General features: G+C 72.8%; 5 protein-coding genes, 1 tRNA gene and 1 pseudogene. All 7 read right to left on the minus strand.

Annotated elements, in window-relative coordinates:
- Positions 1-10 precede the first annotated feature (10 nt).
- The gene (locus tag ACTHLI_RS08955) at positions 11-1,024 is read right to left on the minus strand and encodes a PHP domain-containing protein (RefSeq protein WP_440182868.1); all 1,014 of its coding nucleotides are present in this window, start codon (positions 1,022-1,024) and stop codon (positions 11-13) included.
- Positions 1,025-1,103: 79 nt separating this feature from the next.
- Positions 1,104-3,344 carry a hypothetical protein gene (locus ACTHLI_RS08960; protein WP_440182869.1) on the minus strand — a complete coding sequence of 747 codons (2,241 nt, stop codon included), beginning with the start codon at positions 3,342-3,344 and terminating at the stop codon, positions 1,104-1,106.
- A gap of 455 nt (positions 3,345-3,799) precedes the next feature.
- A complete protein-coding gene (locus tag ACTHLI_RS08965) occupies positions 3,800-4,177 on the minus strand; it encodes a fluoride efflux transporter FluC (protein WP_440182870.1) in 378 nt (125 codons plus the stop codon).
- The gene (locus tag ACTHLI_RS08970; RefSeq protein WP_440182871.1) at positions 4,174-4,656 is read right to left on the minus strand and encodes a fluoride efflux transporter FluC; all 483 of its coding nucleotides are present in this window, start codon (positions 4,654-4,656) and stop codon (positions 4,174-4,176) included. The genes ACTHLI_RS08965 and ACTHLI_RS08970 overlap by 4 nt, the downstream gene beginning before the upstream one ends.
- Positions 4,657-4,763: 107 nt before the next feature.
- Positions 4,764-5,273, minus strand: a complete 510-nt coding sequence (locus ACTHLI_RS08975) for a universal stress protein (protein ID WP_440182872.1) — start codon at positions 5,271-5,273, stop codon at positions 4,764-4,766.
- Between the two features lie 342 nt (positions 5,274-5,615).
- Positions 5,616-5,705, minus strand: a tRNA-Ser gene (locus ACTHLI_RS08980).
- 403 nt (positions 5,706-6,108) lie between these two features.
- Positions 6,109-6,366: pseudogene (locus ACTHLI_RS08985) on the minus strand (hypothetical protein); the annotation flags it as partial.

Raw genomic sequence — 6,366 nt, forward strand, 5'->3', positions numbered from 1 at the left:
TCCGCACCGGTCAGTGGCGGCGGTGCGTCCAGGCGAGCAGGTCCTCCACGGGCCAGGTCGTGACGATGCGCTCGGGCGGGATCCCGGCCGCCGCTGCGCGCTCGGCCCCGAGGCCCAGGAAGTCGAGGTGGCCGGGCGCGTGGGCGTCGGTGTCGATGCTGAACAGGCAGCCGGCCTCGAGCGCCTCCGCGATCAGGTCGTCCGGCGGATCCTGCCGCTCTGGACGCGAGTTGATCTCGATCGCGACGCGCGCCTCCGCCGCCGCGGCGAACACCCGGGCGGAGTCGAGCGCGGACTGGGGACGCGTGCCGCGCCGCCCCTCGACGAGCCGGCCGGTGATGTGGCCGAGCACGTTCGTGTGCGGGTCCGCGATCGCACCGAGGAGCCGTGCCGTGATCTCGGAGCGGTCCGCACGCAGCCGTGAATGCAGGCTCGCCACCACCACGTCCAGGCGGTCGAGCATCGCGGGCTCCTGGTCGAGGGTCCCGTCCTCGAGCACGTCGACCTCGATGCCCGGAAGCAGGCGGACCGCTCCGTCGCGCATCCGGTCGAGCAGGTCGAGCTGCTGCGTGAGCCGATCGGCGCTCAGACCGTTGGCCACCGTGAGGTTCGGGGAGTGGTCGGTGACGGCGATGTACTCCCTGCCGAGCAGCCGCGCAGCGTCCGCCATCGCCTCGATGGGCGTGGTCCCGTCCGACCACTCGCTGTGCGTGTGAAGGTCGCCCCGCAGCGCGGCCAGCAGGGTGCGACCCTCCGGTGTCGAGTCGGCGTCGGCCTCCGCCCGGAGGCGCTGCAGGTAGTCGGGCACCGCGCCGCCGAGCGCCTGGGTGATGACCTCGAGGCTGCGGCCCCCGATGCCCTTCGTCCGCCCGAGACGGCCGTCCGCGGCACGCGAGCGGAGGTCGTCCTCGGTGAGTCCTTCGATCGCCGCCGCGGCACGGCGGAAGGCCTGGATCCGGAACGGCTCGGCCCGGTCCCGCTCGAGCCGGAAGGCGATCTCGGCGAGGGCGTCGTGCGGGGTCACGACTCGATGATCCTTCGTTCGGGGCGTGCGGAGAACCGCAGCGAGCTCCGAGCAGGCCGCGGCGCCGTTCCGGGGGTCCTCAGCCGCGGGTGTTGGTGTCCCAGACCGCCTTGCCCGCGCCGGTGTAGAGGACGAAGTTGCCGTCGGACTGCATGACGGCGGAGGCGGCGCCGGTCCGGTTGGTGCCGGTGGCCCACACCGCGCGGTGCGCGGGGGTGTACTGCACGAGGTTGCCGTCGGCCTGCATCACGGTGCGGTAGCCCTGCCCGAACCGATGGCTGGACCAGAGCGCCCTGCCGGCGCTGGTGTAGAGCACGAGGTTGCCGTCGGCCTGCTGGGTCAGCAGGAACCGGCCGTCGGGCGAGAGCAGGCCCTGGCCGCTGGACAACGTGTTCGGTTCGGTCAGCGTCCCGGTTCGCGAACCGATCGCCGGCCAGGAGGCGAAGCCCGGGACCGACACCGCACGGACGGTCATGGGGGTGAACCTGGCGGCGAGACCGCGGGTGCCCGTGGCCCACACGGCTCTCCGCGCGCGGGTGTAGAGCACGAAGTTGCCGTCGGACTGCATGACGGCGGAGGCTGCTCCGCTGCGGTTCGTGCCGGTGGCCCACACCGCGCGGTGCGCGGAGGTGTACTGCACGAGGTTGCCGTCGGGCTGCATCACGGTCTGGGAGCCGCGGGCGGAGCGATGGCTGGCCCACAGCGCGCGGCCCGTGTTGTCGTAGAGGACGAGGTTCCCGTCGGGCTGCTGGGTCAGCAGGAAACGCCCGTCGGGCGACAGCAGCCCCTTGCCGGGCGACAGCGTCTGCCCCTGAGCCAGTGCGGAGGGGACCGAGCCGGTGGCGGGCCACGCACCGAACCCCGGGAGCGAGACGGCGGTGAGCGTGCCGTGCGCGAAGCGCCCGGTGATGCGTCCCTGCGAGGTGCTCGGAGCGCCGGTGGGCCAACCGAGCCGACCGGTCGGGCCCCCGGCGTTCAGGTAGGCGCTCAGCAGCGCGCCGTCGAGGGTGAAGGACCCCGAGGAGTCGACGTACAGCGCGCCCTGCTGGAACCGCTGCACGGAGCCGTTCTGATCCGTGTAGGCGTTCGTGGTCGGCCAGCCGAGCGCGCCGGCCTGGCCCCCCAGGTGCGCGTAGGCGGCGAGCAGGGGCCCCGTCACCGGCCACGCTCCCGCGGAGCTGGCGTAGATGGTGCCGTTCTGGAAGGCCTGCGTCTGCCCGGTGACGCCCTGGCCGGTGGCGGAGGCGGCGGCGCCGGTGGGGTTCCCGAGCGGTCCCTGCTGACCCCCGGACTGCGACCAGGCGGCGGCGATCGCCCCGGTGACGGCCGGCCCGGTGGCGACGCTGTGTGTGGAACCGAACCAGCTGGTGAAGTAGAGGTAGAAGTTGCGGTTGCCGTACGCGGAGCAGGAGTCCCCCAGACCCCACCCGGCCGACAGCGCAGCGGTGTTCGGCACGTACGGCGTGTAGTAGTACAGCGCGGCGGTGGCCTTGTTCTGGATCGTGACCGCTTCGGTTCCGCAGGTGGGGTCGGGGTTGTAGAGCACGGCGCTGGGCTTCCCGACCGGGAACCAGTTGAACTGCGTCCAGCCCGGTCCCGTCGTGCCCGGAGGCGTCGTGTAGCGGACGAGCCAGTACGCGAGGCCGTACAGCTGGTTGAAGAGCCCGTACTTGGTGGGGTCGCACGCGGCGGTGTCCGGGCAGCCGAGTCCTGTGGCCTTGCGGTAGATCAGCGACACCGTCTCACCGGCGGACGGGGTGCGGCCGGTGATCAGGGTCTGCTCCTTCTGCAGCGTCACCAGGATCACCTCCGGGTTCACGGCGCACGCCACCGCGACGGCGGCGATGACCTGGGCGGCGGTCGCGTTCGCCTGACCGGGCATCGCAGCGCACATCGGGTTCGCGGGCACCGCCGGCATGTCGACGGTGACGGACTTCAGGCAGGTGGCGCCGGGAGCGCATGAGGGCTGCTGGGTGTTCAGGAACGTCTGGATCTGGTCGGCGGTCATCGCGCCCCCGTTGAACATGACGGCGTCGTCGATGATGTTCGCCGGGTCGAACCCGGTCAGCGCCGGGGACGACGGAGCGGCCTGCGCGGGCTGCACGTCGAACGCGCTGACCCCGACCCCCGCGATCGCGATGCCGACGGCGAGCACGAGTGCCGCGACGCGGCGGGAGCCGATGCGTGTCCCGCTCGCCACGGAGCTGGCGGTCGTCGCCCTCCGGGTCGTCGGACCTGAGATGAGCGCGACGACGCCCACGATGACACGTCCGGCTCGGCCGCCGGCCCGCGCGATTCCGGCCTGCTGCTGAAGGTGCACGGGCTGACCGTATGGACGCCTGCGCCGCGGCACGCGCCCCAGTCCTGGTGGCGCGCGGGTCGCGCCACCCCTCCGGGACTCCGCTCGAGCAGCAGCGGGAACGTCGCGACTCCGGTTCGTCGAGCTGTCGAGCCCGCACGCCGGCCCGCGTGGGTCGGTCGGCCTGACCGCCCATCCGGTGAAGCGACGGCGCGGTGATCACGCGGGACGGCAGCGCTCCGGCAGGAGCGGAGACGGAGGGATTCGAACCCTCGCTGAGGCTCCTCAGGGGCGCGTCGGAGGCCGGGCCGGGCGGCTTCCTCCCTCGTCCGCGCCGGGCGGGACGTGCCCGGAGGTTCCTCATGTGCGGGCGAACTGGGGGCACGGATCCGGGCCGTCCCGGCTTCTGATCCATCGGGACGTGGGCGAACCGTGGCCGTCGCCGCCGCGTGCCCGGCCGTCGCCCAGGCCTCCGATCACAGGTGGGATCCGAGCACGTATCCGGCCAGGGCGACGGCGTCCGCGAGCAGCCAGACACCGATCCCGTTGCCGAACGCCGCAGCCCATCGACGCTCCTGCACGAGCCGGACCGTCTCGAAGCTGGCCGTGCTGAACGTCGTGTACCCGCCGAGCAGGCCGGTGCCGAGCACCAGATCCCACGCGGGGCTGAGCAGTGCGGTGGCGGCCAGGCCGGTCGCGGCACCCAGCAGGGACGCGCCGGTCAGGTTGATGAAGGAGGTGCCCCACGGGAACCGGGTACCCATGCGAGCCCGGACCAGTCCGTCGACGACGAGGCGGGTCGTCGCACCGACGCCGCCCGCGAGGCTGATCCCGACGAGGAGCAGGGGGTTCACCGGGCCGCCCGTCGGCCGCGGAGGCTGCCGAGTCCGATGCCGGCGAGCGAGCCGAGGAAGCCGAGCCCGACCGTCAGGACGCCGTAGACGGCGGCGTCCCAGGGCAGCCCGGAGGAGATGAACACGGCGGACGTCGCGGCGAGTGAGCTGTAGGTGGTGAATCCGCCGCAGAAGCCGGTGCCGAGCAGAAGCCGGAGCCGTTGCCGCAGGCCCCGGTCGGGACCGCTCCGGGCGAGGGCCTCGAGGAGGAGCCCGAGCAGCAGCGCACCCACCACGTTGATGCCGAGGACGGAGACCGGGATCCCAGCGACGTCCGGCACGGCGAGCGAGCAGAGCACCCGTGCGGCGGTTCCGGCCGCACCGCCCGCGGCGACCACCGCCATCGCCGCGGGGCGCAGGTGCACGGGCCGCGGCCGATGCTCGGTCTCCACCACCTCGAGGTCGCTGTCCATCGGGAGGGCGTCGCGCTCGTGCTGCACATGGCTCCTGATCGGTCGGATGCGGGTCGCGCGGAACGGGCGGCGAGCGGACGGGTGGCGCAGCTTCGGCTACCGGGGTCGCCTCGATGGCAGCGAGCAGGAGTGCTTCACGCGCTCCCGCTCCACGGGAGGCCGCCGTCGAGCACGGGGTTCATCGGAACCACGAGGACGGGTCGAGGCTGCCGGTGCGCGAGGTGGGCCGCGATCGAGCCGGTGAAGAGCTCACGGGTCGAGCGCAGGACCGACCGGGGGCTCGTTCCGATGACGATCATGAGCGCCGACACCTCCGCTGCGACGCGGCTGAGTCCGTCGGCGGGGTCCCCGAACACGAGGCGCAGCTCCCATTCCACCCGCATCGGTCGGAGTACGGAGTCCAGGTGCGCGTCGAGGGCCCGCTCGGCCGCTTCGACGGCCTCCGGGTCATCGACGGCGTCGGGATCGATCGGCCATCGGTTCGTGCGCCCGGTCACGTCCCGCTCGGCGAAGTGCTCCGGATCGACCGTGACACAGAGCAGGCGTGCGTCGAACTGCTTCGCGATCGCTGCGGCGACGAGCAGGACGGCGTCGGCCTGGTGCTCGGCGATCCCGACGACCACTGCGGGGTCCAGATCAGCCATGGGTCGCACCCCGGCCGTTCGTTCCCGGCGCGAGGACAGGAGGCCGTCCGGCGAGCCGTCCGAGACTGGTCGTGGGCATGCCGATCCCCTTCCGCTGCCGTCGCGCGGGAGGGGCTATCAGTCGGATGTCGACGGTTTCAGCCTCTGTCGGCTGCGGCGAGCTCCATCACCTCGATGACCGTACCGCTCCGACACGGCTCGGATCCAGCGCCGGGGTGGCTGCCCCCTGGCGACGTCGGGGCTCCGTCTGACAGGGGCCGCCGATGGTGCAGCGGCTGCTGTGGGATGCCCTGAAGAGAGCGGTAGCCCCGGATCGCGCGGATCGCGGGGCTACGACAGGAGCGGAGACGGTGGGATTTGAACCCACGGAGCCCTAATAGGGCTCTCCACCTTAGCAGGGTGGTGCACTCGACCGGACTATGCGACGTCTCCCGGCGCCAGCAGCATAGCCGCACAACCGCTCGATGGAACGGCGACGCGACCGGGGTACGGCGTGCGGTGCAATCGGGGGACGTCGCATTGCAGTGCTTTCCAGGGCGCCCTACTGTTGGCGCGCCGACCTCGCCCGAAACCCGGTCGGTGGCATGCGCAGCGCGCACGACTCCGGGCGGAGCTGCCCCTCCGTCCGGCTCCGAAGTCTCATCGTCCGACCGTTCGGGCCGTCGCTGGTGAGACGAGGGGGGCCGCCGACCTGCAAATGGGTATGCAGCGCCGGCGGTCTCCCGCCTCCGTCGATCAGCCCGCGTCCGACGGGCGCAGCCGCGGATCCGGGCGGGATCCGACAGGGCGGGCGGGATTGCCCGCCCGGGTTGTCGGAAGTCGCCCGGGAACGGGGTCAGTCGGCGTCGCCGACCGCGAGACCTCCGACCACCGGGTCGCGGCCCTCGACGCGATCGAGGGTCGTCGGCTCCGGCTGCGCGATCTCGCCGCGGTCCGCCGCCGCCAAGGAGCGCCGCACGGTGCTCAGCACGACCGCCGCCACGGCTACCGTCACGGCCGCGATGAAGAACGGCAGGTGGGCCTTCGGGTCCCAGGCCTCGACGATCAGACCCGCGACGAACGGGGCGAGGCCGCCGCCGATGAACCGGACGAA

Origin of the sequence: Amnibacterium sp. (genome assembly GCF_051956055.1) — a bacterium.
Classification (GTDB): domain Bacteria; phylum Actinomycetota; class Actinomycetes; order Actinomycetales; family Microbacteriaceae; genus Amnibacterium.